We start from the raw sequence: 26,277 nt of genomic DNA, 5'->3' as shown, positions 1-26,277 counted from the left end.
GATTCTATACCCGTCCGAGCTGGACAAGATGCTCTTGTCCACCGTCGTTCTTATCTGGCACCCATTTCAGCGAGCTGGACAGCGCCAGCACTAATGGAACAATCAAAAACAAACCGCCGGTCATCATCGCAGTTTGAAGTGCGGTCGAAAGCATCACGAATATTCCATAGTGGCCGAGAGCCAGCCCCGCAATCGTTGCGACGGTCTTCCCTCGTTTCACTATTAGCTGGATATCTAGCAAGCGGATAAAAAATCCGGCGAATAGCGAAAATAGAAACACACCCACCCAAGAGAAGTCGGCCCAGGCATCGGCGATAAACATCGCTGTCGAGGTGGAACCTTCCATGCCGCGATGGACGGCGCCGACCAGTACATAGGTAGGTTGACTGGGTTGACCGGTCAGAGAGCCTACCAGCCAACTGAACTTACTACCCCAACCATAGGGGAGAACACTTGGAATTGCGGCATAATACTCAAGCAAACTTTCGTTTGCGATCATGAATACACGATAAAATAGAAAATCGAGCGCGTCGCCGACACCATGCAATTCACGAATGGCAACAAGTACCATCGCACCAAACAAAAGAACACAAAACGAAATAAACCTAATCGCCATCCCCAATGGCAGATCCAAAGATTTTCGAAGATGTTCCACGACTATCAACTGCAGTACAAATATCGCCAATGGCGCCTTGCTCAAAGTCGAGGCCTTGGCCACCATGACGGCAACGATAAAAGCCCACGCGATCGCTGGCAGTTTCATTGACCGCTGTCTTAAAGCTATAAAACAGCAAAAAGCAGAGAAGGGAAATAGGTTGGAGACCAGGAGATTGAAAAGATAAAAGCGGCTTCCACCCGACTCGCGCCGCATCGCAATCTTCGCGACTTCGCTTGCGTCGGAAATGAAGTAGACAATAATTTGGGGGATTTTGTTTTCGACAATAATAAAGGCGAGAATGATAAAGAAGCCGATGGCCGAGATTATTTTGAGTCGTTGAGCGACACCACTGGCTATCCGGACAGGCTGAGTGCGCCAGGAATGCAGTGCCGCCTGGATCTGTTGATGGTTAACACCGAACGCGAAATCCGCTCCTGCTATGCCGATAGTGATGCAAACAAATGAAAGGGCAAGGGAGAGATCCAGTGCGCCGATAGCATCGGTATAAGGAGCAGAAGACAAAATTGTCTCAAAAAACTTAGTCTGTATACCCCATATTCGAGTGTAATAGAGATACATGGGCCCATGAAGCGCGAGCATGAGACCTAAAAAAACTGACGAAAGCGTCAGATTGATCCCCACCCTCCAGATGTAGAACGCCACCGACCATGTAACAGCCATGGCAAAGACGAGGCTAGTCGACATCTGCTGCCTCTGCGGCTGCGTTACGTGTCGGCAGGAGTGTCCGTGTCATGTTACGCAGGCGCAAAAGCGCTTTATGAAGCCACATGCCGTTCGGATAATTGCTGTGCGGTACTGGCGGTGCCTCGATATACGATTGGAGCTCTTCCGGCTTCAATCCCAGTTTTTTGGCCACGAACTTTGTTTCCCTGCGGGCATCCTGACCGGAGATGATGGGCTTTGAAATTTCGCGCAGCGCCTCCTCCCGTGTCATTTGTCCAGCAACAATCAAACTTGAAAGGTGAAGCCGTCTTTTGTCAAAGTTAAATTTTTTCGGAAGATAGATATCCTGATAGAATTTTGTGAATCTGGATTCACTGTGTTTGCCACCGTAGTCACGCCACCCATATTCGCGCTGAAGCTCAGTGCGCGCCTCTTCCTTATTGTAGTCGATGTAGTTGAGCGGACGGTGAATGGTGAGTTGCCGGCGGACGCGGGTAAGCCAAATATACTCAAGAGGGCTCATGAAGGGGTAGGTCGTGAGCTTCAAGGAGCCGAAGCGTTTTTGAATCGCGCTCGCATGCGTTCCGTCAATCGACGGATAGCCAAAGCCGCGGGGTATCACCGATTCTGACGCGAAGTTTACGCCGCTGAGGAAGTGACGAATGCCGAATTTAGCTGCTGTCCTATAGAGGGTGGAAAAGAATGCATGATCTTGCGGGATGTCCTGATTGAGGACAGAAGCCTTCATAAACGCGATCTGCAGATCGCGCATCTCCTGCCACTCGATTACATAGGTGTGAAGGTCGAGATCGAGTTTTCGGACAAGAATTTCAATATTGTGGACGGCGGGCTCGGAATTCCAACCGCCGTCAACATGGACCGCCAGAAGACGAAGACCATGCTTTCGGACGGCGAGATGCGCAAGAAACGCGCTGTCAATTCCACCGCTAAGCCCGACCATCGCATCGTATGGCTTACCTGCGCCTTCTTCCTTCAATGTGGCGATCAATCGCCGCATTCGAACATCGCCTTCCGGGCCAGTCCACCACTCGTGCGGTTTGCGATTCAGCGCATCTCGACAGCAGTTACATTGGCCGTTTGCGTCAAACACGATCGACGGGTTGGAATTGTCCATGGCGCAAAATGAGCAAACTCGCGACGCGTTATCCATGAGCACCTTGCTCCGCCTCCTCCAAAATTTCTGGTGCAGGGTAGCTTATGAGGACTGCCCTTAGCCGACCGATAAAGGTGAAGGCGCTCCCCGAGGCCGCGGCGGAAGCGCCAGCATGAAGGCCTTCCTCCATGTGGGCGACGTTTCCGGCGCCACCCAAGGCAACGACCGGAATGCTCAGCTGTCGGCTAATCGACTGGATCAACTCAAGATCATACCCGTTGCGCGTGCCGTCGAGAGTTTTCGACTGAAGAATTATTTCGCCAACACCGGCATCCTGCAGCCTCAGGCAGAATTCTATCGGCTCTTGCCTCACACCACTTGAAGCGTAGCAGCTCGCCGCCGCACCGCGACCGTCAACGTCGACACAGGCAACCAGAGCCTGGCTGCCCATATCGGCAGCGATCGCTCCCACCAGTTGCGAATTGCGCGCGCCTTGACCGAGTACAAACTTCTCGACGCCAGAGCGGTTAAGTTCCTCGCACTGCTTAAGCTCGGTGATGCCGCCGCCATATGCCAAAGGCATGAAACATTCGGTTGCGAGTTCGCGAACGAAGCCGAGGTCAGGACCTCGCCCCGTACGCGTGGCGTCGATATCGAGAATGCAGATCTCGTCGACTTCCTTTTCGTTGAACAGGCGCACAACATTGAAGGGATCGCCGACGTAGGTGCGCTCACCAAACTCTATCGTTTTCACCAGTCGACGCTTCTGATCGACCAGCAGGACGGGTATAAGCCTTTTTCTCATCAAAGCTTTCCGAATGCTTCAAGAACCCGCATCCCGAAGCGGTGGCTTTTTTCAGGATGAAATTGCACGCCGCTGACATTGTTCGAACTCATTGCGCAACATAGCTCCTCGCCGTAGTCGATGACGGCGGTAACGTCATTCGGATCATCGCAATCGACAAAATAGCTGTGGTCGAAATAAAAGCGCTCCCTCCGGTTGGACCTGTCGAACAGAGCGCTTTCTCGGCGCGGCCTTATCTCAAGCCAGCCGATATGAGGAACTTTAAGGGATGATGTTGCCGGCAGCCTGATGCGCTTCACATCCGCATTTATCCAGCCGAGTCCCGGTTCCGAGCCTTCCTCGCTGGATCGCGCCAACAGCTGCATACCGAGACATATGCCGAGAACAGGAACCCTCCGTTCGCGCACTGCGTGATTCAGTGGATCGACTAATTTTCTGTTTCTCAACGTGGCCATTGCTTTGTCAAACGCACCGACCCCTGGAAGAATGAGCTTCGCGGCACTTTCGATCTCCTTGGGATCGCCGCTTGGCCGAGCATCGATCCCCAGATACTCCGCCATATTGGTAATTGCGCCGATATTCCCGACGCCATAGTCTACCACAGTGATCACTCAAAACCCTCTCTTGCGTTTCACAAGATGGTTATTCCATCCAATCAGGCGTCTCTCGGACAAAGCCGTTCTAACGGACCCATAGATACGGGACAAGATAATGCTCCCGGTTTTCGTCGTCATCGCCACGCCTGCGATCGCGGCGGAGACAACGCAGACAGAACAGACATACGCGAGAGCGAGGGACAGCCAGCCATTGATCCAGGTGAAATTCAGGCCCAGAGATCCGACAACAATGCAGATGCCAACCAAGATAGGAGCAACTGTACAGGCAAACATTTGCTCCGCGCTGAAAGTGCGAAAGAAGCAATTGCGTGTCACCAAAAGCGCCAGAGGTACTCTTACAAGGCTGGCAGCAAGCAAACCTGCTCCAGCAGCGTATGGACCGTAAAACCAAATGGAAACGAAAGAAAAAACAACCGTCATCACCGAATACGCAAGCGAAGTATATGCGGCCGGTGCGTTTCTGCCCATTCCCATGGCGTAATACTGGAATACATTCGAACCGCACCCGACGATGCCGCCGAGAATGAGTATCTGGAGCAGATGCGTGCCGCCTGCAGCGGTTTCTTCGCCGACCCAAACCGTCAACAGCGGCCTAGAGAGAACCGCGATTGGCGAGAGTACGATGGCTCCGAAAGCCGAATTGCCCCATGAGGCGAGCATGAAGAAATCATGCCGCTCCTCTTCGCGGCTGTTCGACATGTTGCCAAATCGAGGAAACAGGACTTCACAGATACGTATGACCGCGATGTAAGCGGCCTCCTGGAGGCGATTGCACACGTTATATTGGCCGACAACGGCAGACGGCGCGAGCGAAGCCAGAACGTAGCGGTCAATCTGGTTGCCAAAGATTCCGGCAAGCTGAGAGAGGCTTTGCCATTTTCCAAAATGAAGCAATGATTTCAGTTCGTCGGGAGACGACGAGATCAATCTGCCGCTCTCACGGAATTCCGAGGATGTAACCCATATCCATCCTGCAGTCGAGAATACAAGACTTCCAGCAAATCCGAGCAAATAGCCATTCAGCACTGGAAAGGACCACGTGCATCCCAAGGTCACGATGATGGTTGCGAATGAACTCCACGCTGATGCTTTGGCCACCAATCGAAAATTTTGCTTTCCCACGCAAATACCTTGCAGGACAAACGAGAACTGCTGCGCCACGATGCCGGTTGCGACAATGAGGAAGGAGACGGTGAGATTCTGTAATGGAAGAGACGCACCGGCGATGCCGGTCATGATCCATGGACCGGCAAGCACGATCCCTAGCCAAGCCACCGCCGAAGCGATCAGGCAGATTTTCAATCCGACGATAGCAATACGGGCGGCGGCATGCTCCTCGCCACGTCCAATCCGCGCGGAAATTTCCCTGACAACGGCCTGCCCGAGCACCGTGCCGATCAGCGTCACGGGAGCTGCGATAGCGATCACTATGCCTGCGCTTCCCAGTGCCTGCAGTCCAATCCAGCGCACGACGAACGGCACCGTGGCAAGATTAGCAATCAGCGTAAAAAGGAAACCCGCAAAATTCCAGCCTGAGTTTCCAAGAAGATTGCTGCGCCTTCCATGGCTCTCCGGGCGTTCGTCACTCACTCGGCGAAGCCCCTGATCATATCTGCGACGTACAGGAGTTGAGCTTCTGTCATTTCAGGGAAAATCGGAATTGAAAGAATCCTGGATTGATTTCCAAACGCGTTGGGAAAATCTTCCGGCCGATGGCCAAGGCGTTCGTAAGCCGGCAGGAACGGCAGCGATATCGGATAGTTGACCACGGTTTGGATGCCGGCATGATTGAGGTGGGCGGCCAGGGCATCGCGCCGCTCGTGCTTGATCACAAACAGGTGATAGACGTGATTTCGCCCGGCTGCCGTTTCAGGCAGTTCCAGCCCACCAATATCTTCGAGGGCGCGCACATAGCGTCTCGCCCATTCCTGCCGCTTTGCAGTCCATTCAGGCAGACGCGGCAGCTTCACCGACAGGATCGCGGCCTGCAGTCCGTCGAGGCGGCTATTTATGCCTTCGATCTGGTGGTCGCCCTTTGAAAGTCCGCCATGCCGCGCAAACATTGCCATCCGATCAGCAAGTGATTTGTCCTTGCAGGTAATGGCGCCTGCGTCGCCCATCGCGCCAAGGTTCTTTCCCGGGTAGAAAGAATAGGAAGCGACATCCCCGAAACTCCCGACGACCTGCCCATCAACCTCAGCCAGATGGGATTGGGCACAATCCTCTATGACCCAGAGACCGTGCTTCCGGGCGATAGCCATGATCGCAGTCATATCGGCCGGTTGGCCATAGAGATGAACCGGGATGATGCCAACCGTTCTAGGCGTGATCTTCGCTTCGATTTGAACAGGATCGATGGTGTATGTCGAAGCGTCGGTGTCGCAGAAGACAACATTGCCGCCGGCCTGTGAAATGGTCTCGGTAGTTGAAATCCACGAATGGGCAGTCGTAATAACTTCATCCCCGGGTTTGACGCCTAGCGCGCGCATGGCGATGAAGAGCGAATCCGTTCCATTCGCACATGAGATGCAATAAGGGGCGCCGACGGCGGCGGCAAATTCGTCCTCGAACTTCTGGACGAATGGCCCCCTGATAAACGAGGAAGAGCGGATGACCGAAGCAATTGCAGCATCGATCTCCTCCTTTAGCGAGAGATATTGGAGATGAAGATCGGCGAAAGGAACTTTCATGAAACCTGCTCTCGGTAAATTGCGATGATTTCCGTATGCGCCGGCGCCGCCATATGCGCCAAACTAAAAATAACATTCAGCCAAGCATCGGCTCAACGCTGAACAACCCTTCGCGAAAGGCTGAGGCCAACACCCCTTCCCAAGGGGGGCTGACGGCGAGAAGCTGCAAAGCCTGGGGCATGTACCGACGTTGTCCACCAAAGACGACCTTCCCGGGACAAACCTAAACCTCATTCCTTGCCGAACGAGTTAAAGGCCGGGCGGGGTTGCCGGCATAGGTGCCAGAAACGGTGATATCCCGGGTTACAACCGCGCCTGCGCCGATGACAACATCGTCGCATATCCGAACTGCCAGGACCGTAGCGTTTGAGCCGATCGAAACTCGGTTGCCGATCCGGGTCTCCTTCCAGAGCGCGCGATTTCCCCGCGCAGGCCCACCTCCCGAAAAAAGGTCGTTCACAAAAACAACCCCATGTCCGATGAAACAATCCTCACCAATCTCCACAAGTTCGCATATGAAACTGTGTGACTGTATCTTTGTGCGCGGCCCGATCTTCACGCCCTTCTGGATTTCGACGAACGGACCGACGAAACAATCATCCGCAAGTTCGCATTCATAGACATTGGCGGGCTCAACGATTTTCACCCGAGCGCCGCAAACGACGTCTCTGACCTGCGCCTTCCAGAGCGTGGGGGAGCCGTCGGTCACTGCGAAGATCGTCCCAGTTTCGAATGTTTCACTTCCAAAGGCAATTTCACTTCCTGATTGGAAGCGATTGATTCGTATAGTGCGGAGATCAGCTCAAGACTCTGGCGCCCCTCATGACCATCAACGATGGCTTTTGTATCGTTCACTAGGCAATCGACGACATGTTCGTAATAAGCCTGATGACCAAAACCATAAACGTTCGGAGGATTAACAGAGTACTTCTCCATAACTTGCTCATCGCCTAAGTCACGGTCGCCGAACTGCCAGGTGCGGATCTTGTTCACCGCAAAGCCCGCAATCTCAACAGAGCCCCCAGCTCCAAGTATCGAAATCGATCCTTCAATGTCCTTGGGCCGCGTTGCTGCGGTGGCTTCTATAATGCCGAGAGCACCGTTGCGGAACTTCAGTGTGGCTACGGCAGTGTCTTCCGCCTCGATATCCACCAACGCTGTCGCCGCGCGCGCGTGAACACTTTCGACATCACCCATGAACCAAGTTAACATGTCGATATGATGACTTGCCTGATTGGCAAGAACTCCGCCGTCATATTGCCAGGTACCGCGCCAGTTGTCCTGATCATAGTAACTCTGATCGCGGCACCATCGTACCCTAACCGTCCCGAGCACGAGCTTTCCGAAGCGGCCCGCATCAAGAGCTTCGCGCGCTTTCAGGACCGGGACGTTAAACCGGTTTTGTTTGACGACAAAAAGGCGAATGTTGTTGTCATCACACGCCTTGATCATCGCTTCAGCGTCGGGCAAAGTCAGCGCCATTGGCTTTTCAACCACGATGTGCCGTTTGTATTTTGCAGCAGTTATGACGTGCTCTGCATGCATGCCACTTGGCGTCAATATCGATACGACGTCGGCGTCCGTGTTCTGGAGCATTTCGTCGATGGACTGATAGTGAGGAACGCCGAACCTTTCTCCGAACTCCTTTGCCCTTTCCTCCACCACGTCACAAACTGCGACTAGCGACGCCCCGTTTATCTGTGACAAGCCCAACAGTTCGGAATGTCTTTTAGCAATGCGTCCGCACCCAACAATAGCGAATTTTATCAAGAGCTTCTCCCCGCGCGACAGTATCCGCCGCCCAAAATCATTTGGCGGTTCACATTGACATCCCCTGAGCTAGCCGGACACTCTTCCGCGATCAAGCGTCGTTCAACGGTCGAACCCACTATACCGGTATGGCCAGCAATGATTTTTTTTGGAAGACTTCTCATATTTGCTTGTGCACCCGTGGCATGACCGGAGGCACCCGGTTTTATCGGCGACCGCACAATTGCCATGTGGGACTCGCGCGGACAGGAATGATTAGGCCTCATTGGGTGTTCTCGCCAAAAAAGTCAATCTTCATCACTGGCAGCAAACCCACGTACTCTTAGTTTTCCAAACCCACGCGGCCACGCTGACACGGGGTGGAATTGAAAGAGCTAGTCTACATGGGATGATATTTTTGCGGCTCTCCTTCGATGGACTCTCGAAAGTCGCGACCGTGCGATGAGGTGAGCCGCCCCGATCGAAATGACGAAAAAATATAATGGAAGCAATGGTACTGAATAGCGTGGGTTTCCGAGAGGAAACGCATACGCGACAGCAAAGGCTGTCGCCAACGAACAAAGAAGCAATATTGTTACCTCCTTCGCTTGTACCGTCAAAAATGCAGCAGCCAGCAAAGCCAACAAAAGCCAAAGGTCGGGCGGCAGAACACCTATATTTATTGGGTCACGAAGCGCCACTCCGAAGGTCGAAATGTACGGATTGAATGCTGCATAGATCTTGGCGTTTGATAGAACCGCGAACGGAAAAACTGCCGCGTCTGAGGCTGCTTGCGGCCCAAAAAAACGGTCGAATGCAGACCGATAGTCCTCCGATGATGCCCAGCTTTGCCAACGATAATAGCCGTAAAGATGATCGAGAAAATTCCTGGGAGAGTATCCCGGAAAGACTTCATGTGTTTGCGGAACTACGGCCGACGGCAAGATCGCTCCGATTGACGCCATGGCATATAAGAACCGGTTCAATTGAACACTCGCCCCATCCGAGCGTAGCGCACTGGCGAGTTCCTCTGCCTTTTCGTTGATCTCGCTATTGGAGCGTCCTTCAGCTCTCCACTTTTCAGCGATTAATAGCGCGTCGGACATTGTGATACCGCTATGCGTCAAAGTATCCGGAAACCCTGCCACGTTAAGGAGCGTATTCACTGTCGACGAGGGGTGTGGATTAGCCTGCGACGCCGATATTAGAAGGTTGATACCGCCAGCTGGAAGAAAAAATTGCCCGTCCTGCAGATATCTGTATGTCGGAAACGCTAGGGCCGAGCTAGCCGACACCGCAAAAAGGACAACCATCCATCTAGAAATAAAAAATGCGCGGGAAATAAGTGCGTAGAATAACATTAACGCAACTATAACTCCCCAGTAACTTCTAAATTGGGTCACGCACGCGATCACTATAAGCGCCCCAACAACACAACTACCGACAGACCGATTCCCCCGCGCTATCCTTAAACAACACGAAAACCCAATCAGAACGAAAGATGAAGTGCACGATTCGGTCAGAAGTGAATTATGAAATGCCTGATACGCTGGCAGCAGTAACAGCAACAGCACAAAAATCATGTGCACGGGCGATGGCCAAAGGCGATAAACCGTCCGAAATGCGAAAATGAGTGCCCCTGCAGCCACCATGTGCTGGAATATTGCGAGCGCCGGCCATTGCCAGGAGACCGGCAACTCGCTGAGCAAGAGCCAGGCTCCCGGCACGCCAGGCCCGAGATGGCTAAATATCCATTGACCTGTTGTTTGGTAAAACAGCTGCAACCCGCTAGGCGAAGACATGGCAGTGGCCAATGATACATAGTCGCGTGAATCGATCCAATACGTCGCCCCGAAGACTACTAAGGCATAGGCATGGATACAAATAATGAGAGGGTAAGTGAACAACTCAACTCGCGACAATCGATCCACCTTAATTGTTAGGCTGCTTGTCATTCGGTTCTGCGAGAACATTCATGCCTCCACCTTCTGGAATTGCCTTACAGACCAATTCCAGGCTCTGAGGCAGCAACTTCTTCAACTCGATCGACCGAACTGTGACGCTCAAAATCTGATCGAATTTCCCTGGTTTTCCGAATACACGTAGGGAGCCAACTCAAGCAATGATTTTGGGTCGAAATGTTGAGATCATATTCGTCGCGCCGAGAAGCACATCCAGTTCATTTCCCATCGACTACCCACGGTAGACACAATGTCGACCGCGGATCTGCGAGGGTTTGATGCATCAGGTTGGTCTCTAACGACCCCCTATCGGGGCTAGTCTGCCCTGCCATCCGTTCGCCCGTTCACGAGAGGCAGCACCTGATGGACGAGGCGATCGAATTCCAGCCATAGCGGAGGAACTTTCAGCTCCCACACCTCATTTGTGATTGGGTCGGCATGCCCAGCAGCGATGATCATCTTATCGCCCACAACATAAGCCGATTGTTCATGCCTTGGTCGCCAGTTGTCAGATACTGGCAATCGCGTCCAATCAATGCCGTTGTCTGTGAACCAAATTCCGCCGACGTTGAGCGTGTCTTTGCTCCAGCCACCAATGACCCACATGCGGTCTTGGTACTCTGAAGCCGAGAACCAGATCCGTCCGCTCCACGGCGCATTGGATACTTTTTTCCAATTGATACCATCTTCAGAGTTCCAAACGTCGTTCAAGGCGATGTAGTCTGGATGATATGATCCGCCGCCAAGAACCCACAGTTTTCCGTGATAAGCGACCGCTGCGTGATACGCGCGTGGCTGCCATGCCGCGTGCTCTGTCACTTTAGTCCAATTGATACCATCGCTGGAGTTCCACACGTCGTTCTTAAGGGTCTGCTTGCCATCAACCCACTCGAGCCCCCCGAGAATCCACAGCTTGCCATTTAGCATCACAATTGGCGTAGCTGTTCTTGGGCTCCATGAAGCCGTTGCTTGCACGTTGTTCCAGTGAATCCCGTCATCGGAGTTCCACACGGAATTGGTGGCAGGATGATCTGGATCCGAGAGTGTGGTCCCACCCATTACCCATATTCGATCCTTGAACACGATCGTCATTGGCAAGTCGGTATAATGGAAGGGTAGCTCCGGCTGGACTAGATCCCACTTGACGCCATCCGTTGAGTTCCAGACATCCCTAAGCAACTCTGTCGGCTTTGTTTTCCAGCCACCTAGGAGCCAAAGCTTGTCGTGATACACGAGTTCTCCAGCCGAGTCGCGCGGTTGCCAAGGAGCGACAGCTATCCGCTTCAAACTGGGTGCGGGAAACCCCGGTGCTCCACTATAAATCCATCCGACAACAAGACAAAAAGCGGCCAATGGCAATACGCAGAAAAACAAAAGCCGTTTGACGTTTAAATTCATGAGTTCATCCCGTATCACCGAATGGAGAGGAGGCGCTTGTGGCCGTACAAGCACCTCATGCGCACAATCGCCGATTGTCAAAAATTGCTCAAAGCCGCAAGCAATGGCACGGGCCGCTGCGAGGCGCTGGTGTTTGATATTTTTTTCTGCGGATCAGCCAAATTAAGTTTCATCACCGGGCTCGATCCCACCAGCGACGGAGGGCAGAGCCAAATTTTGATCACCTCAATTGCCGGAAAAAATGGTGCAGTTCAATCCCCTTGCTTCGTCCTCAAAACTGCACCCTCTCCCTCACCCCATCCGCAATCGCCGTCATCCTGTCGGCCGCCGCATGGCCGATCAGCATGAAGGCGTGTGTGCCGTTCGACCAGTAGACGACGTTCATGCCCTTGCGGCTTTCGAGGTCCGGCGCCTTGGGGCCGGCATCGGAACGGACGATGCAGAGCGCCATCGGGCCGGTTTCGGGATCGAGATAGGCGATCTGGGCGAGCGGTTTGCCGTCATATTGCAGCAGCAAAGCGCGTTTGAAATCGATGGCCGGAAGCGCGACGGCTTCGGGGGAAAGCGACAGGCCGAGATTTTCGTCGAGCGAGCCGAGCTGGGCGGCCTGGACGTCTCTTGCGGGCACGGGGCCGGCCAGCGTTTCCGGCGTATAGAGCGAGATATAGTCGGCGACCACGGCGCGCCATTCACTGTTTTCGTCCTTCGCCCAAAAGCCTTTGGTGATGCCGAGCACGGCGCGGTCGATCGCGATGCCGGCAACCAGCGAGGCGGCCAGCGCGCCGAGGAGGCGGCGGCGGCTGGTAAATACAGGCGTCGAGCGCAATTTAGCGTCCTCACGCGCCGGGATGGCGGCGAGCATCGTCTCTAGTTTTTCGCGCGGGGCCTGCGACAGCAGCGGGGCAAAGGCTTGTTCGAACGGCAGGCTGGCGCGCGCCAGGAATTCCAGCCGTTCGGCGACAGCCTTGTCCTGGTTCAGCAGGGTTTCGATGCGCGCGGCCTCTTCAGCCGTCAGTTCGCCGTCGATGAAGGCGGTGAGGTCCTCGTCGGAGGGAATGGTGTGCTTCGTGTTCATTGCCGTCCCCCTTCCCGCTCGTCACTGGCGAGCTTGGCGCGGGCAGCCGCCAGCCGGCTCATCACGGTTCCGATCGGAATATCCAGTATGCTTGCCACCTCGCGATAGGAAAGTCCTTCGACATAGGCGAGGAAGACCACCGTCCTCTGCGCTTCGGGCAGCGCATTCACCCGTTTGAGCACCTGGCTCGCCATCACATGCGTTTCAGTGTCGTGCGCGCCATCGAAGGTCAGCGCCTCCCCGGCGTCGACGAAACCCTGGCCTTCACGCACCCGGCGGGAGCGGATCTCGTTCAGCCAGATCGAATGCAAGATCGAAAACAGCCAGCGGTCGAGCCGGGTGCCGGCGACGAACTGATCGGCACGTTCAAGCGCGCGAAGGCAGGTCGCCTGCACCAGATCGTCGGCGACATCGCGCTGATGCGAGAGAACGAGACCATAACGCCAGAGCCTTGCCAGATTTTCCGTCAGGCCGCTCTTGATATCCGCTGCGCTCGCGATGGCCGCCTCCGACGATCCTGCATTTTTCGGAACCGCCGGATGAACCGGCGATTCCGTTCCCGCGCGACTATAGGCAGGAAAGGGAGCGCGCGCGACCGACATTCTCATATCCCTTTCGTGCTTCCATCTTCCCGCCCATGCCGGTCAATCAGATCTTCGACGGATCGAGGATGGCCGCGTTCAGGTCCTGATATTCCTCGCAGGCGGTACCGCAGATCGCCTTGATTGACTTCAACTGGTCCTTGGCGAGATCGAGCCGACCCTTGATGACATAGGCTTCGCCGAGATACTCACGGACCTTGGCATATTGCGGATCCGTCTTCACCGACTGGAGGTAATAAGAGATGCCCTCGTCGGTGCGGCCGAGCTTGCGTGTGGCGTAACCGCGATAATTCAGCACCTCGGCGGTATTCTGGTCCTTGACCGTGTCGAGCATGGCAAGCGCCTCCTCATAGCGGCCGGCTTTGGCCAGCGAATAGGCATAATCGGTGCGGTTCTCGTCCGAGACGTTGGCGCTCTGCTGCTTGGCACATTTCTTGGTCTTCTGGTCGTAGATCTCGCCCTTCTTGCAAGTCGGCATCGTGCTGTTGTCATTGCCGACCGCAAAGACCTGGCCGGAGAACAGGGAAGCGGTAAGGCAACCGCCGAGAAGGACGGAGGCAATGCGGACTGTCATGATCGTCATCGGAAAACTCCTCAAGGGTGACGTTGCGAGGAGAAAACACCGCTGGCCCGAGCTTTATTCGGCAGGCTCTCTATTTTCGTCATCACGGCTTCGTGAAGCCACCGAGGCCGAATAGATCGTCGAAACCGAGTGTTCTCAACGTTACGCCGGGAACGACAAGGAGAATTTCGTGACAGATAGCGTAAAACTCGTCAGCCTCGCCGTCGCCGCACCAGAACATGTCATTTTCCAGAAAGAGGCGGTCGAAGCCTCCGGCCGGCTGTTTGCCGACCGTTTCGAGGATTTCCGCCATCTTGCCCGCGTCTTCGACAGCGCCGGCATCCAAAAGCGCCATGCGGCGCGGCCGCTTGCCTGGTTCGACGAGCCGCATGGCTGGCAGGATCGGATGCAGGCCTATGCGGAGGTGGCAGGCGCGCTCTTCGTCGAGACCGCAACCTCCGGCCTGCGTCAGGCGGGGCTTGATGCCGGCGATGTCGATTGCGTCGTTACTGTCTCGTCGACCGGGTTTACCACGCCGAGCCTCGACGCGCAGATGGCCCGCCGGATGGGGTTCCGGGCCGATATCGAGCGTGTGCCGGTTTTCGGGCTCGGCTGTGCGGCCGGGGTCTCGGGCTTTGCGATCGCCTCGCGGCTGGCGCGAAGCCGGCCGGGCGCCGTCGTGCTCTTCGTCTCGATCGAGCTCTGCACGCTGGCCTTCCGGCTGGACGAGTTGACGCGGCCGAACATCATTGCGACCGCACTTTTCGGTGACGGGGCTGCCGCCTGCGTACTGCGATCGGGCGAAGGTGGGCTGGCCGCGGTGGAATCGACTGGCGAACACCTCTTTCCCGAGACGCTCGATATCATGGGCTGGAAGATCGACGATGGCGGCTTCGGCATCGTGCTGGCGCAATCGCTGCCGCCCTTTGCCGAAAAGGAGCTCGGCCCGGCGGTGACGGCCATTCTGGCGCGAAACGGACTGACACCTGACGATATTGGCCGCTTCATCTGCCATCCCGGCGGCACGAAAGTGCTGGCCGCGATGGAAAGCGCGCTGTCGCTGACGCCGGGCTCCCTTGATCACGAGCGCGGCGTGCTGGCCGACTACGGCAACATGTCCTCACCGACCATACTGTTCGTGCTGGAGCGGGCAATCCGCGCCGGGTTGCCGGAGCGCTCAGCGATGGTCGCCATGGGGCCGGGTTTTTCGGCGAGCTGCGTGACGCTCCGGAGGCTGGTATGATGTGGCCGTCGATCGCGCTTCTTACCTTCGTGACGCTGCAGCGGCTTGGCGAACTCGTGCTTGCCCGGCGCAACACCGCTGCCCTTCTTGCCAGAGGCGCCAGGGAAGTGGCGCCGGAGCACTATCCCACCATGGTAGCGCTGCATGCCGGCTGGATCATCGGCCTGTGGCTGCTGGCGCCCGGCAGGCCGGTCGAGCCCTTCTGGTTTGCCGTCTTCCTCGGGCTGCAGGCGTTGCGGCTTTGGGTGCTGGCGACGCTGAAAGACCGCTGGACGACGCGCATCATCATCCTGCCCGGCGCGCCGCTGGTCACATCGGGTCCCTATCGCTTCCTCCGGCACCCGAACTACGCGATCGTCGTCGGCGAGATCGCCGCCCTTCCTCTCGCCTTCGGCCTCCCCCTTTACGCGATCGGCTTTTCGCTGCTCAACGCCTGCGTCCTCTACGTCCGCATGAAGGCCGAAAATGCCGCACTGAAAAGCGCAATGATTTTGAAATGAGCGCGATTTTTCGTTTGCGCCGCGGTATCGGCAGGGGCATTTTCACCTCGATAACAAAGCGGAATGCAGGGGAATGACGAAAAACGCAATCGTGCTCGGCGCTGGCATCGTCGGCGTGTCGGTGGCTATCCATCTTCAGCGGCGCGGCCGGCAGGTGACGCTGATCGACCGCAAGGATCCGGGCAACGAAACCTCCTTCGGCAATGCCGGCCTGATCCAGCGCGAAGGTGTTGCGCCCTACGGCTTTCCCCAGCAGCTCGGTCTTCTCATGCGCTATGCGCTGAATAACCGCATCGACGCGCATTACCACCTGCGCGCGCTGCCAAGCCAGCTCGCCTTTCTCGCCCGCTACTGGTGGAATTCCAATGCGCGGCGCCACACGCTCATCACCCGGACCTATGCACCGCTGATCGAAAATTCGATTGCCGAACACAAGGATCTGATCGAGGCCGCGCAGGCGCAAGCACTGATCCGCAGGGATGGCTGGATGAAGATCTTCCGCACGGAAGCCAAGCGCGATCAGGCCTTAGCAGAGGCCGCACTCTGGCAGAGTGAATTCGGGGTGGACTATGACAGCCTGACGTCGGCCGATATCGCCCGCATCGAGCCCGACATGACAGGCGATTTTGCCGGCGGTATCCGCTGGCGCGATCCTTGGTCGGTGCTCGACCCGCATGCGCTGACCTCAGCCTATCGCGGCTATTTCGAAAGCCTCGGCGGCCGCTTCGTCACAGGCGACGCCGCCTCATTCGGCCCGTTCGGTTCGGGCTGGAAGATCATGACTGCGGAAGGCGCGCTCGAAGCCGACGACGCGGTTCTGGCGCTCGGCCCCTGGGCGGCGCTCGCAACGCGCCGGCTCGGCTATTCCTTGCCGCTCGGCGTCAAGCGCGGCTATCACATGCATTATGCCGCCAAGGGCGATGCCGTGCTCAACAACTGGATGCTCGATGCCGAACGCGGCTATCTCCTGGCGCCGATGCGCCGTGGGATCCGGCTGACGACAGGAGCGGAGTTCGCAACGCTCGATGCGCCGAAGACGCCGGTCCAGCTCGACCGGGCCGAGGCCGTGGCCCGGACGATCTTCCCGCTCGGCGACAGGCTCGATCCCGAACCGTGGATGGGCGCGCGTCCCTGCACACCCGACATGATGCCTGTTATCGGCAAGGCACCGCGCCACCAAGGCCTCTGGTTTGCCTTCGGCCATGCTCATCACGGACTGACGCTCGGGCCGGTGACCGGCCGCGTGCTGGCCGAGCTCATCACCGGCGAAAAACCGTTTATCGATATTGCGGCCTATTCGCCTGAGCGTTTCAACCCGTGACGCCGAGCGAGGCAAGGCTCTTGAGCGCCGTTGCCGCAATACCGTCGATCGTATCGTCGATATCGACGGTGACGACGCCCTGTTCGCCTGTCGGCACCTCCAGCGTCGCCAGCTGGCTTTCGAGCAGCGAGATCGGCATGAAATGGCCCTTGCGCTCGCCCATCCGTTTGGTCAGCAAGGCTTTGGAGCCTTCAAGGTAAACGAAGACAAGATTGCCGCCGGCGGCAGCCCGCAGCCTGTCGCGATAGATGCGCTTCAGCGCCGAGCAGGAGACGATGATACCGTCGCCTGTTGCAAGCGAGGCCTTGATGTCTTCACCGATGCGGTCGAGCCAGGGCATCCGGTCCGCGTCGGTCAGCGGAATGCCCTTCGACATCTTCTCGACATTGGCGGCCGGATGCAGCGCATCGCCTTCGACGAAGGCGAGGTGCAAGGCTTCCGCCAGCCTCTCGCCGACGGAGGATTTGCCGCAGCCGCTGACCCCCATGACGATGATCGCATGGGCTTCCTTCATCCGCTCGCCCGGCATGGCTTCTCCTAACGCTTGATGTTCCCGCTCAATCGAGCGGGAAGTGACAGGCATATTGCTGCGCGCCCTCTCCCCGTAATTCGGGAGAGACTTGGCGGCAATGCTCCTGCGCCTTCCAGCAGCGCGGATTGAAGTGACAGCCCGACGGCGGCTTCAGCGGCGACGGCAACTCGCCCTGCAGGCGGATGCGGTTCTTGGCGCGCTCCGGATCGGCAATCGGTGTGGCCGACAGCAAGGCAGCGGTATAGGGATGGCGCGGCCGGGCAAAGACCTCGGCGGCGGGACCGGTTTCCACCGGGCGGCCGAGATACATCACCATCACCTCGTCGGCAATATGATGAACGACGGAAAGGCCGTGCGAGATGAAGAGATAGGCAAGCCCCATCTCCTTCTGCAGGTCCATCAACAGGTTCAACACCTGCGCCTGGATCGACAGGTCGAGGGCGGAAACCGGCTCGTCGAGCACCAGCACCTTCGGCCGTAGCATCAAAGCGCGGGCAATGGCGATGCGCTGGCGCTGGCCGCCGGAGAACATATGGGGATAGCGGCCATGATGCTCAGGACGCAACCCGACGCGGGCCATCATCTCCTCCACCTTACGGCGGCGAGCGGCGGCGTTGAGATCGGTGTTGATCTTCAGCGGCTCTTCGAGGATCGCGCCGACCTTCTGGCGCGGGTTGAGCGAGCCGTAAGGATTCTGGAAGACGATCTGCACCTGGCTGCGCAGGCTGCGGTCGCCGACATGGGCGGGCTTGCCGTCGATCAGCAATTCTCCCGACGTCGGGTTCTCGATCATGGTGACCAGGCGGGCGAGCGTCGACTTGCCGCAACCGGATTCGCCGACGACGGCAAGCGTCTTGCCGGAATGAAGGCTGAAGCTGACGCCGTTCAGCGCCTTGACGGTGGCATCGGCTTTGAAGAGGCCACGGTTGACGGTGTAGAAGCGGGCGAGATCCCTGCCCTCGAGAACAGCGCCCGTCATACCAGGTCTCCTGCAGTTTCAACGGCCATGACACCGGGATGCCCGAGCGGCTTGCCGTCCTTCAAAGGATAGTTGCACAGCGCCAGCCCAAGCTCCGGCCCCTGGCGAACAACGCCGCGGTCGCATTCGACCGTGGCGTAGCCGCAGCGCGGCGCGAAAAGACAGCCCGTCGGGCGGCCGTGCTGGCCGGGAACGACACCGGCGATCGAAGGAAGACGCTGACCGACCTCAGCGCGTTCCGGCAGGGCGGCGAGCAGGGCTGCGGTATAAGGGTGATGCGGATCGCGGAACAGCGCCTTCACCGGCTGCTCCTCGACCTTCTGGCCGGCATATTGCACCTGCACGCGCTCGGCGGTTTCGGCGACGACACCCATGTCATGGGTGATCAGCACCAGCGCCATGCCCTGCTCTTTCTGCAGGCGCACGAGCAGATCGAGAATCTGCGCCTGGATCGTCACGTCGAGCGCAGTCGTCGGCTCGTCGGCGATCAGGAGCTTCGGATTGCAGGCGAGCGCCATGGCGATCATGACGCGCTGGCTCATGCCGCCCGACATCTGATGCGGGAAATTCGACAGCCGGTCTTCCGGCGCCGGGATGCCGACGAGGTTCAAGAGTTCGATCGAACGCTCGCGGCGCTCCTTGCGGTTGAGGCCCATATGGACACGCAGGGTCTCGCCGAGCTGGAAGCCGACGGTGAAGCACGGATTGAGGCTCGACATCGGCTCCTGGAATATCATCGCCATATCCTTGCCGACGATCCTGCGGCGCTGGCGTCCGGAGATCCCCCGCAGATCCTGGCCGTCGAACTGCAGGCGGTCGGCGGTGATCTTCGCCGTCCAGGGCAGGAGCCCCATCAGCGCCAGCATGGCAACGGATTTGCCCGAGCCGGATTCGCCGACGACCGACAGGATCTCACCCTTGTCGCAGGCAAGTGATACGCGGTCGACGGCGCGGAAGAGACCGGAAGAGGTCTGGAATTCGACCGTCAGATTTTCGATTTCGAGGAGCGGCATCACGACCTCTTCAGCTTGGGGTCAAGCGCATCGCGCAGGCCGTCTCCCATCAGGTTGATGGCGAGAACGGTGATGAGGATAGCAAGACCCGGGAATGTTACGACCCACCAGGCGCGCGAGATGAACTCGCGGGATTCGGCGAGCATCGTGCCCCATTCGGGTGTCGGCGGCTGAGCGCCCATGCCGAGGAAGCCGAGGGCGGCGGCATCGAGGATCGCCGCCGAGAAGGCGAGCGTTGCCTGGACGATCAACGGCCCAAGACAGTTCGGCAGGATGGTCTTGAACATCAGGCGGAAGGTGCCGGCACCGGCGACACGCGAGGCGATCACATATTCCTTCTCGCGCTCCGTGATGACGGAGGCGCGGGTCAGCCGGACGAAATGCGGCTGGTTGACCAGCGAGATCGCAATCATTGCATTGGTAAGTCCGGGGCCGAGCACCGCCACCAGCACGAGAGCGAGCAGCAGCGACGGGAAGGCCAGGATGATGTCCATCAGTCGCATGATCGCCGTATCGATCTTGCCGCGGAAATAGCCGGCGACGAGGCCGATCAGGACGCCGCATACGACCGAAAGCGTGACGACGACGACGCCGATGAAGAGCGAGAAGCGCGCGCCGTAGATCAGGCGCGAGAGGATATCGCGGCCGACGGCATCCGTTCCGAGCGGAAACGCGATGCTGCCGCCCTCCATCCAGGATGGCACGGCCAGCAGCGCCTGGCGGTTCTGCTCGTTCGGCGCATGCGGCGCAAAGATCGGCGCGAAGACTGCGACGACCAGGATGACGATGAAAACGACGAGGCCGATAACGGCGCCCTTGTTGCGGGAGAAATAGTGCCAGAATTCCGCAGCGGCGGATGGCTGGCCAGTCTTGACGGTGACGGTGCTCATGAACCGCTCCTAGTGACGAATGCGCGGATTGATGAAGCCATAGAGGACATCAACAATCAGGTTGACCATCATGATCACGCCGGCGATCAGCAGAAGCCCGCCCTGGACCACGGCGTAATCGCGCTTGAAGACCGAATCGACCATCCATTTGCCGATGCCCGGCCAGGAGAAGATCGTCTCGGTGAGGATGGCGCCGGCCAGAAGAACGCCGATCTGCAGGCCGATGGTGGTGATGACGGGGATCATCGCATTTCGCAGTGCATGCACGCCAACGACGCGCAGCGGCTTCAGCCCTTTCGAGCGCGCGGTGCGGACATAATCCTCGCCCAGAACCTCGAGCATCGCCGAACGCGTCTGACGGGCGATGACGGCAAGCGGGATGGTCGCCAGCACGATGGTCGGCAGGATGAGATAGCTGACGGCGGAGGAAAACGCGCCCTTCTGGCCGGACAGCAGGCTGTCGATCAGCATGAAGCCGGTGACCGGCTTGAAGAAATACATCAGCGAGATGCGGCCGGAAACCGGCGTCCAGCCGAGATAGCCGGAGAAGAAGATGATCAGCAGCAGGCCCCACCAGAAAATCGGCATGGAATAGCCGATCAGGGCGACACCCATCACGCTTTGATCGAACCAGGTGCCTCGCTTGACGGCAGCAAAGATGCCGGCGGGCACGCCAAGACAGACCGCGAGGATGATGGCACAGAAGGAAAGTTCCAGCGTCGCCGGAAACAGCGTCAGGAATTCGCCGAGAACGGGCCGCTTGGTGACGATCGAGGTGCCGAGATCGCCCTGCAGTACTTTTCCGAGATAATCGAAATACTGCACATACATCGGCCGGTCGAAACCGAGATCGTGCATGATCTGGGCGTGCCGTTCCGGCGCCATCACGCGCTCACCCGACAGGAGCATGACGGGATCGCCGGGAAGCATGCGGATGAACGAGAAGGCAATAAGGGAAACGCCGAGGAATGTCGGGATCAGCACCGCGAGGCGGCCGATGAAAAAACGCAACATGGCAGATATCCAATAGTTTCCGGCGGTCAGGGGGTGCCTGACCGCCGGCTGCGCCCAGCTCTGCCGGGCATTCTTACATTTTTCTTGTTATTCGGATACGTCGACGCCGTCGAAGCGGTGAATGCCGAGCGGATCCATGAAGAAGCCGGAGACCTTCTTGCTCATCGGAACGAAGACGAGCGAGTGATCGAGGGTCGCCCAGGGGGCTTCCTTCTTGAAGATCAGCTGCGCCTGCTCATAGGCCTTGGTGCGCTCGCCGACATCGGCGGTCAGCTTGGCCTTGGTCATCAGGTCGTCATATTCCTTGTTGCACCACTGGGCGCGGTTGTTGCCGCCGACGGCATCGCAGCCGAGCAGCGTATCCATGAAGTTATCGGGATCGCCGTTGTCGCCGGTCCAGCCGAGGATGACGGCGCCGTCGCGCTTCACGTCGGAGGAGAGCTTCAGATATTCGGCCCATTCATGGGTGACGATCTCGACCTTGACGCCGGCCTTGGCGAAATCGGCCTGGATCAGTTCGGCGGCACGGCGCGCGTTCAGCATGTAGGGACGCGACACCGGCATCGCCCAGACCTTCATGCTGAGATCCTTGACGCCGGCATCGGCGAGGGCCTTCTTGGCGGCATCCGGATCGTACTTGTCGTCCTGAACGGCGTCGTTATAGGACCACATCGTCGGCGGGATCGGGTTCTTGGCAACGGCCGCGGCACCCTGGAAGACGGCGTCGATGATCGCCTGCTTGTTGATCGCCATGTTGAGCGCGCGGCGAACTTCCGGCTTGTCGAACGGGGCCATCTGCGTGTTGTAGGCGAGGAAGCCGACATTGAGGCCGGCCTGTTCCATCACCGTCAGATTGCCGTCCTTCTTCAGTTCGGGAACGTCGGCCGCATTCGGATAGGGGATCAGGTGGCATTCGCCGGCCTTCAGCTTCTGAGCGCGAACGGCGGCATCAGAAGTGATGGCGAAAACCAGATCGTCGATCTTTTCCTTGCCCTTGAAATAGGTTTCGTTGGCCTTGTAGCGGATGACGGCATCCGGCTGGTACGCGACGAAGGTGAACGGGCCGGTGCCGAGCGGCTGCTGGTTGAGCTGCGCCATCTTGCCGTCGGCGGCGAGCTTATCGGCATATTCCTTGGAGACGATCGAGGCGAAGTCCATCGCAAGATCGGCGAGGAACGGCGCTTCGGGATGGTTGAGCGTGAACTTGACGGTGAGGTCGTCGACCTTCTCGATCGACTTGATCAGATCCGGGAAGCCCATGCCGGCGGCGTATTCGTAGGAACCGCCCTCGACATATTTGTTCCACGGATTGTCGGCCTTCAGCTGGCGCTCGAAGGAGAACACGACGTCGTCGGCGTTGAAATCGCGCGTCGGCGTGAAGAAGTCGGTGGTCTGATACTTGACGCCGGGATGAAGCTTGAAGGTGTATTCCGTCCCATCGGCCGAAACGCTCCAGCTGTCGGCGAGGCCGGGTTCGATCTCGGTGCCGCCATGCTTGAATTCGACCAGGCGGCTATAGACCGTGCGCGACGAGGCGTCGAAGGTCGTGCCTGCCGTATAGAGGCTCGGGTCGAAGCCTTCCGGCGAGCCCTCGGAGCAATAAACAAGGGTCTTGGACCAGGCCGACGTCGCCATGACCGAAATCAGGGCCGTCGCTGCCAGCATGACAGAGATCTTTTTCATAATATTGTTTCCCGGTTGTTCTTTTTTGATGTCTGGAGACCGCAGATATGCATCCCGATCGACGGTCGATGGAACGACATTTATCTACTGAAAGCAACGGGCTACGGAGAAAATTTTTCCAGTTGGACAATTTTAGAAATTTTCAGTCAAAAATCGGCCTCAATCGGACATATTTGGATAAAAATGACCGGGATTTCGTCGTATTTTGGATAATTGCGCCTCTTAAGCGTGTCGCGATCGATCGGATTCGCTTGCTGCGCGTGGGATGTTTGTCTCTTGCCGAGTCGGGAGACGCCGCACAAAACAAAAACCGCGATTGCCGGGGCAACCGCGGTTTCACAAGTCTGTGCTGCTCGTTAAATTCAGGCGGCAGGCGCAACGATCGCGGGTTTACGATAGGGCTGCTCGCCGGTAATTCCGAGAAGGAAATTGATCTGCGGACGCGCCTTGACGAGGTCGTCGATCGAATATTCGGACAGCACCGCGAAGAAGGCGTTGAGCGCCTTGCGCAGCGCCGAATTCAGGCCGCAGCTGTCGACCAGCGGGCATTCGACCACGCCGTCATCCTCGAAGCATTCGGCCATGGCGAAACTGTCTTCCGTCACCCTGACGACGTCGAAGAGCGTGATGTCGGCCGCCGGCTTGCCGAGCCGCACGCCGCCATTGCGACCGCGCACGGTTTCGACAAGGCCCGCCTTGTTCAGCGGCTGGAGGATCTTGAAAAGAAACAGCTCGGAAACGCCGTAAGCCTTGGCGATTTCCGGAATCCGGCTCAGGTGCCCGTCGTTGGCAGCACAATACATCAACATGCGAACCGCATAGTTGGTCTGCTTCGTCAACCGCATGCCATTCTCCTGACTCGTGCCTGTTCAGACCTATATAGGCGGTTTGGTAGTTTTGAACAATTCCAAAATATGAAATTCGCATTCAGCTTATGAGGCCAAATGCCGCGACGTCAATCTTGCTGCAGAGCGCCGGCATAATCCAGGATCGCCTGCTTGCGCTCGGGCGTGCCCGGATGGGTGGAGAGCATGCTGGTGCTGGAATGATCGCCGAGCTTGGCTTCCAGGACATCGAAAAAACGGGCGATCGCAACAGGATCCATGCCGGCCTTGCGCATCAGTTCCACCGAGCGCCGGTCGGCCTCGGCCTCTGCACTGCGTGAATAGGACAATGCCAGCAGGCCGCCACCCTGCGTCAGGATATCCTCGACGCCAGAGCCGATATCACCGGCAATCAGCATGACGAGGCCGGCGACACCTGCGGCGCGATAAAGCTGCCGGAGGCTGTGCTTGTATTCGACATGGCCCACCTCGTGGGCGAGAACCCCGGTTATCATCTCATCGTCGCCGCCCGCCAGTTCCACCAGCTGGTCGGTGATGACGATATTGCCGTCGGGAAGCGCGAAAGCGTTGGGACCGATCACGCCGCCATCGCGGAAATTCAGCACATAACGGCCGGCGCCGCCTTCGGCATTGGCAGCGACCTGGCGGAAGCGATCGGCGATTTCGGCTTGCCGGGCTTCGTCCAATTGGCTGGCGGACAGCGCAGTCCTGTCGAGCGTGTTGAGAGCGCTGTAGGACATTGCCTCGGAAACAACAGGCGGCGTCACGAAGACGGCAACTTCGACGAGCGCCGGCAGCGCGTAACGATAGATTCCGACGGCGAGCAGAACGACCGCGACCGCGAAGACGAAGATGCGGGGGTGAAATTCCTCCAGCCGATGTACCCAGCCGCTTCTGCCGCCGCCGCGAAGAAAGGCATCGATTGCATCATTGTCGCTGCTCTCGAAGACCGAGCCGTCGGCAAAGACGGCGCGTCGGGGGATCGACCCGACGCGCGGCGTGAAGGAGAGCTCTCCGGCAGCGCTATCCGAAAGGGCGACATCCTCGTCGGTTACGGCGAGCAGGCGCCCGCCGCGCGACAGCAGGCGTGCGGGAACGGAGCCGCTCGAATGCGGCGGATACCATTCCCCTTTGGCGATGGTCTCTGCGTCAGAAACCAAAATCGATCCCTTCCATGCTCATATATTCCGCACCGACGGCGGCGCCAGTCGTTTGAAACTGCGTAAAGACCTCGCCGATTTCGCCTTCGATGCGGATCGCCGTGTGCTCGGCCACATAGCGTGCCAGACGAACCGCCGCCCAGGGGCGCATCAAGCCGAGGGTAAGCATCGTCACCACGACGTTCGATATGGCGATCCAGGCATAGCGTGCACGGGAAAGATCGCTGCGCAGGAGATGCTGGCCGTCGATGCGGGTCGACGACCAGACGATGTTATGGACGGCGGCCCGATATATGAGGCCTGCAAGGCCATAGACGATGATCAGGCCGAAAACGACAAGATACATTCCCCACACTATCATCAACATAGCGGCATCATGCTCGAATGCGCCGGGGTCATTGGCCTGCATCCCGACGACCGCGATCGCAACCAACCCGGCGAGAACGACCAGGCCCAGCACGACCATCAGGGCCGGGATGAGAAGCGCGCGGTAGAGCGTGCCAATCTTGGGATCGGTATCGAAAGGCCGATTGCCGTAGCGGAGATTGTTGAAGATATAGCGGTTGAGCCAACGGCTGGCCAAGGGCGCAAGCAGACCCAGCGACAGGAAAGCGACGAGACCTCCAAGCATCACGCAGACGAAGGCGCCGCCGGCCGTGCCGGTGAAATCAAATCGCACATTTCGATAGCTGGTCACGCGAGTGTTGAAACGAAGGCCTCTGACGATCAGCCACGGAAGAGCGATGAGCACCAGGACCGTGGTCACCAGCGAGAACAGCGGATGGATCGCCGCTAGAATGTTGGCCACGACAAGGAAGGCGAAGACGATCAGGCGGCCGATGAAAATCTGCTTGCCGGTGGCGTGATATTCGAAAGCACGGCCGAGCAGGACGGTGTTGCCATAAAAATAGCGATTGCGCCGCACTTTCGCCCAGGCGGAATAGATGCCGAGCGTTACGATCGTCAAAAGGACATTGACGATCCAGATACCGAAATATTCCGATGCCGTGCCGGTGAACCGGGCACGTTCAAACGCGTTCGCCGCGGAGCCCGCGGACACTCTGTTATCCATGATCTCTGCTTCCCCCAGCACATTGCCCGACAGCATGATGAGAATCACGCGTCGAGCGCACCGACAGAAAAGCAAAACGCGAAGAAATCGACAACCTGAAATCGAAAACG

At 57.9% G+C, this 26,277-nt stretch carries 25 protein-coding genes; 3 read left to right on the top strand and 22 right to left on the bottom strand.

What is annotated here, in order from left to right:
* Positions 1-4: 4 nt before the first annotated feature.
* The 13 genes from BBJ66_RS04520 to BBJ66_RS04460 form a co-directional block, all read right to left on the bottom strand.
* Positions 5-1,363: an oligosaccharide repeat unit polymerase gene (locus BBJ66_RS04520; RefSeq protein WP_049735881.1), complete on the bottom strand. Its 1,359-nt coding sequence runs from the start codon at positions 1,361-1,363 to the stop codon at positions 5-7.
* The gene (locus BBJ66_RS04515; RefSeq protein ID WP_071085268.1) at positions 1,353-2,513 is read right to left on the bottom strand and encodes an N-acetyl sugar amidotransferase; all 1,161 of its coding nucleotides are present in this window, start codon (positions 2,511-2,513) and stop codon (positions 1,353-1,355) included. Before BBJ66_RS04515 ends, BBJ66_RS04520 begins: the two co-directional genes overlap by 11 nt.
* Entirely contained in the window at positions 2,506-3,261 is a 756-nt protein-coding gene (locus tag BBJ66_RS04510) for a HisA/HisF-related TIM barrel protein (protein WP_244511619.1), read from the bottom strand. Before BBJ66_RS04510 ends, BBJ66_RS04515 begins: the two co-directional genes overlap by 8 nt.
* Positions 3,261-3,872: an imidazole glycerol phosphate synthase subunit HisH gene (gene hisH / locus BBJ66_RS04505; RefSeq protein WP_049735878.1), complete on the bottom strand. Its 612-nt coding sequence runs from the start codon at positions 3,870-3,872 to the stop codon at positions 3,261-3,263. Before hisH ends, BBJ66_RS04510 begins: the two co-directional genes overlap by 1 nt.
* Positions 3,873-5,468, bottom strand: a complete 1,596-nt coding sequence (locus BBJ66_RS04500) for an oligosaccharide flippase family protein (RefSeq protein ID WP_049735877.1) — start codon at positions 5,466-5,468, stop codon at positions 3,873-3,875.
* Complete coding sequence (locus BBJ66_RS04495; RefSeq protein WP_071085264.1) at positions 5,465-6,568, bottom strand: DegT/DnrJ/EryC1/StrS family aminotransferase; 1,104 nt, start codon at positions 6,566-6,568, stop codon at positions 5,465-5,467. The genes BBJ66_RS04500 and BBJ66_RS04495 overlap by 4 nt, the downstream gene beginning before the upstream one ends.
* Positions 6,569-6,791: 223 nt before the next feature.
* A complete protein-coding gene (locus BBJ66_RS04490; RefSeq protein WP_049735875.1) occupies positions 6,792-7,277 on the bottom strand; it encodes an acyltransferase in 486 nt (161 codons plus the stop codon).
* The gene (locus tag BBJ66_RS04485; protein WP_071085262.1) at positions 7,274-8,338 is read right to left on the bottom strand and encodes a Gfo/Idh/MocA family protein; all 1,065 of its coding nucleotides are present in this window, start codon (positions 8,336-8,338) and stop codon (positions 7,274-7,276) included. Before BBJ66_RS04485 ends, BBJ66_RS04490 begins: the two co-directional genes overlap by 4 nt.
* Before the next feature lie 374 nt (positions 8,339-8,712).
* Complete coding sequence (locus BBJ66_RS04480; RefSeq protein WP_071085260.1) at positions 8,713-10,290, bottom strand: hypothetical protein; 1,578 nt, start codon at positions 10,288-10,290, stop codon at positions 8,713-8,715.
* A gap of 303 nt (positions 10,291-10,593) precedes the next feature.
* Positions 10,594-11,676, bottom strand: coding sequence for a galactose oxidase (locus BBJ66_RS04475; protein ID WP_128146136.1), 1,083 nt, complete (start codon positions 11,674-11,676; stop codon positions 10,594-10,596).
* A 271-nt stretch (positions 11,677-11,947) separates the two neighbouring features.
* Entirely contained in the window at positions 11,948-12,751 is an 804-nt protein-coding gene (locus BBJ66_RS04470; protein WP_071085256.1) for an anti-sigma factor family protein, read from the bottom strand.
* Positions 12,748-13,353 carry an RNA polymerase sigma factor gene (locus BBJ66_RS04465; protein WP_071085254.1) on the bottom strand — a complete coding sequence of 202 codons (606 nt, stop codon included), beginning with the start codon at positions 13,351-13,353 and terminating at the stop codon, positions 12,748-12,750. The genes BBJ66_RS04470 and BBJ66_RS04465 overlap by 4 nt, the downstream gene beginning before the upstream one ends.
* A 46-nt stretch (positions 13,354-13,399) precedes the next feature.
* Positions 13,400-13,936 (bottom strand): tetratricopeptide repeat protein, encoded by a 537-nt coding sequence (locus BBJ66_RS04460; RefSeq protein WP_071085252.1) that lies wholly within the window; start codon positions 13,934-13,936, stop codon positions 13,400-13,402.
* Between the two features lie 169 nt (positions 13,937-14,105).
* Here BBJ66_RS04460 and BBJ66_RS04455 point away from each other — a divergent pair, with 169 nt between their 5' ends.
* The 3 genes from BBJ66_RS04455 (at position 14,106) to BBJ66_RS04445 (ending at position 16,979) form a co-directional block, all read left to right on the top strand.
* On the top strand, positions 14,106-15,158 hold the full coding sequence (locus BBJ66_RS04455; RefSeq protein WP_071085250.1) for a type III polyketide synthase: 1,053 nt from the start codon (positions 14,106-14,108) through the stop codon (positions 15,156-15,158).
* On the top strand, positions 15,155-15,658 hold the full coding sequence (locus BBJ66_RS04450; RefSeq protein WP_049735867.1) for an isoprenylcysteine carboxyl methyltransferase family protein: 504 nt from the start codon (positions 15,155-15,157) through the stop codon (positions 15,656-15,658). The genes BBJ66_RS04455 and BBJ66_RS04450 overlap by 4 nt, the downstream gene beginning before the upstream one ends.
* 73 nt (positions 15,659-15,731) lie before the next feature.
* Positions 15,732-16,979 carry an NAD(P)/FAD-dependent oxidoreductase gene (locus BBJ66_RS04445; RefSeq protein ID WP_071085248.1) on the top strand — a complete coding sequence of 416 codons (1,248 nt, stop codon included), beginning with the start codon at positions 15,732-15,734 and terminating at the stop codon, positions 16,977-16,979.
* Here the strand turns inward: BBJ66_RS04445 and BBJ66_RS04440 are convergent.
* The 9 genes from BBJ66_RS04440 to BBJ66_RS04400 form a co-directional block, all read right to left on the bottom strand.
* A complete protein-coding gene (locus BBJ66_RS04440) occupies positions 16,969-17,508 on the bottom strand; it encodes a gluconokinase (RefSeq protein ID WP_071085245.1) in 540 nt (179 codons plus the stop codon). The two genes, BBJ66_RS04445 and BBJ66_RS04440, sit on opposite strands and share 11 nt — an antisense overlap.
* Before the next feature lie 28 nt (positions 17,509-17,536).
* Complete coding sequence (locus BBJ66_RS04435; protein WP_071085243.1) at positions 17,537-18,490, bottom strand: peptide ABC transporter ATP-binding protein; 954 nt, start codon at positions 18,488-18,490, stop codon at positions 17,537-17,539.
* Complete coding sequence (locus BBJ66_RS04430; RefSeq protein ID WP_049735863.1) at positions 18,487-19,503, bottom strand: ABC transporter ATP-binding protein; 1,017 nt, start codon at positions 19,501-19,503, stop codon at positions 18,487-18,489. The genes BBJ66_RS04435 and BBJ66_RS04430 overlap by 4 nt, the downstream gene beginning before the upstream one ends.
* On the bottom strand, positions 19,503-20,393 hold the full coding sequence (locus BBJ66_RS04425) for an ABC transporter permease subunit (RefSeq protein WP_049735862.1): 891 nt from the start codon (positions 20,391-20,393) through the stop codon (positions 19,503-19,505). Before BBJ66_RS04425 ends, BBJ66_RS04430 begins: the two co-directional genes overlap by 1 nt.
* Positions 20,394-20,402: 9 nt before the next feature.
* Positions 20,403-21,407: an ABC transporter permease subunit gene (locus BBJ66_RS04420; protein ID WP_049735861.1), complete on the bottom strand. Its 1,005-nt coding sequence runs from the start codon at positions 21,405-21,407 to the stop codon at positions 20,403-20,405.
* 87 nt (positions 21,408-21,494) lie between these two features.
* Positions 21,495-23,090, bottom strand: coding sequence for an ABC transporter substrate-binding protein (locus BBJ66_RS04415; protein WP_003588419.1), 1,596 nt, complete (start codon positions 23,088-23,090; stop codon positions 21,495-21,497).
* A 362-nt stretch (positions 23,091-23,452) separates the two neighbouring features.
* A complete protein-coding gene (gene rirA, locus BBJ66_RS04410; protein ID WP_049735860.1) occupies positions 23,453-23,935 on the bottom strand; it encodes an iron-responsive transcriptional regulator RirA in 483 nt (160 codons plus the stop codon).
* A 110-nt stretch (positions 23,936-24,045) separates the two neighbouring features.
* Complete coding sequence (locus tag BBJ66_RS04405; protein WP_049735859.1) at positions 24,046-25,095, bottom strand: M48 family metallopeptidase; 1,050 nt, start codon at positions 25,093-25,095, stop codon at positions 24,046-24,048.
* Positions 25,085-26,167 carry a YjgN family protein gene (locus BBJ66_RS04400; RefSeq protein ID WP_049736037.1) on the bottom strand — a complete coding sequence of 361 codons (1,083 nt, stop codon included), beginning with the start codon at positions 26,165-26,167 and terminating at the stop codon, positions 25,085-25,087. Before BBJ66_RS04400 ends, BBJ66_RS04405 begins: the two co-directional genes overlap by 11 nt.
* Positions 26,168-26,277: the final 110 nt, after the last annotated feature.

This window comes from Rhizobium sp. RSm-3 (assembly GCF_001854685.1).
Lineage (GTDB): Bacteria > Pseudomonadota > Alphaproteobacteria > Rhizobiales > Rhizobiaceae > Rhizobium > Rhizobium ecuadorense.
The sequence above is the reverse complement of the archived record's forward strand: the minus strand, read 5'-3'. Positions and strand labels throughout refer to the sequence as shown.

Coding starts and splice junctions, on each gene's coding strand:
- BBJ66_RS04495 (WP_071085264.1), bottom strand. CDS start 6,568: ATGAAAGTTCCTTTCGCCGATCTTCATCTCCAATATCTCTCGCTAAAG.
- BBJ66_RS04515 (WP_071085268.1), bottom strand. CDS start 2,513: ATGGATAACGCGTCGCGAGTTTGCTCATTTTGCGCCATGGACAATTCC.
- BBJ66_RS04440 (WP_071085245.1), bottom strand. CDS start 17,508: ATGCCGGGCGAGCGGATGAAGGAAGCCCATGCGATCATCGTCATGGGG.
- BBJ66_RS04470 (WP_071085256.1), bottom strand. CDS start 12,751: ATGAACACGAAGCACACCATTCCCTCCGACGAGGACCTCACCGCCTTC.
- BBJ66_RS04510 (WP_244511619.1), bottom strand. CDS start 3,261: ATGAGAAAAAGGCTTATACCCGTCCTGCTGGTCGATCAGAAGCGTCGA.
- BBJ66_RS04420 (WP_049735861.1), bottom strand. CDS start 21,407: ATGTTGCGTTTTTTCATCGGCCGCCTCGCGGTGCTGATCCCGACATTC.
- BBJ66_RS04520 (WP_049735881.1), bottom strand. CDS start 1,363: ATGTCGACTAGCCTCGTCTTTGCCATGGCTGTTACATGGTCGGTGGCG.
- BBJ66_RS04425 (WP_049735862.1), bottom strand. CDS start 20,393: ATGAGCACCGTCACCGTCAAGACTGGCCAGCCATCCGCCGCTGCGGAA.
- BBJ66_RS04475 (WP_128146136.1), bottom strand. CDS start 11,676: ATGAATTTAAACGTCAAACGGCTTTTGTTTTTCTGCGTATTGCCATTG.
- BBJ66_RS04450 (WP_049735867.1), top strand. CDS start 15,155: ATGATGTGGCCGTCGATCGCGCTTCTTACCTTCGTGACGCTGCAGCGG.
- BBJ66_RS04465 (WP_071085254.1), bottom strand. CDS start 13,353: ATGTCGGTCGCGCGCGCTCCCTTTCCTGCCTATAGTCGCGCGGGAACG.
- BBJ66_RS04415 (WP_003588419.1), bottom strand. CDS start 23,090: ATGAAAAAGATCTCTGTCATGCTGGCAGCGACGGCCCTGATTTCGGTC.
- BBJ66_RS04400 (WP_049736037.1), bottom strand. CDS start 26,167: ATGGATAACAGAGTGTCCGCGGGCTCCGCGGCGAACGCGTTTGAACGT.
- BBJ66_RS04435 (WP_071085243.1), bottom strand. CDS start 18,490: ATGACGGGCGCTGTTCTCGAGGGCAGGGATCTCGCCCGCTTCTACACC.
- rirA (WP_049735860.1), bottom strand. CDS start 23,935: ATGCGGTTGACGAAGCAGACCAACTATGCGGTTCGCATGTTGATGTAT.
- BBJ66_RS04460 (WP_071085252.1), bottom strand. CDS start 13,936: ATGACGATCATGACAGTCCGCATTGCCTCCGTCCTTCTCGGCGGTTGC.
- BBJ66_RS04480 (WP_071085260.1), bottom strand. CDS start 10,290: ATGTTCTCGCAGAACCGAATGACAAGCAGCCTAACAATTAAGGTGGAT.
- BBJ66_RS04445 (WP_071085248.1), top strand. CDS start 15,732: ATGACGAAAAACGCAATCGTGCTCGGCGCTGGCATCGTCGGCGTGTCG.
- BBJ66_RS04430 (WP_049735863.1), bottom strand. CDS start 19,503: ATGCCGCTCCTCGAAATCGAAAATCTGACGGTCGAATTCCAGACCTCT.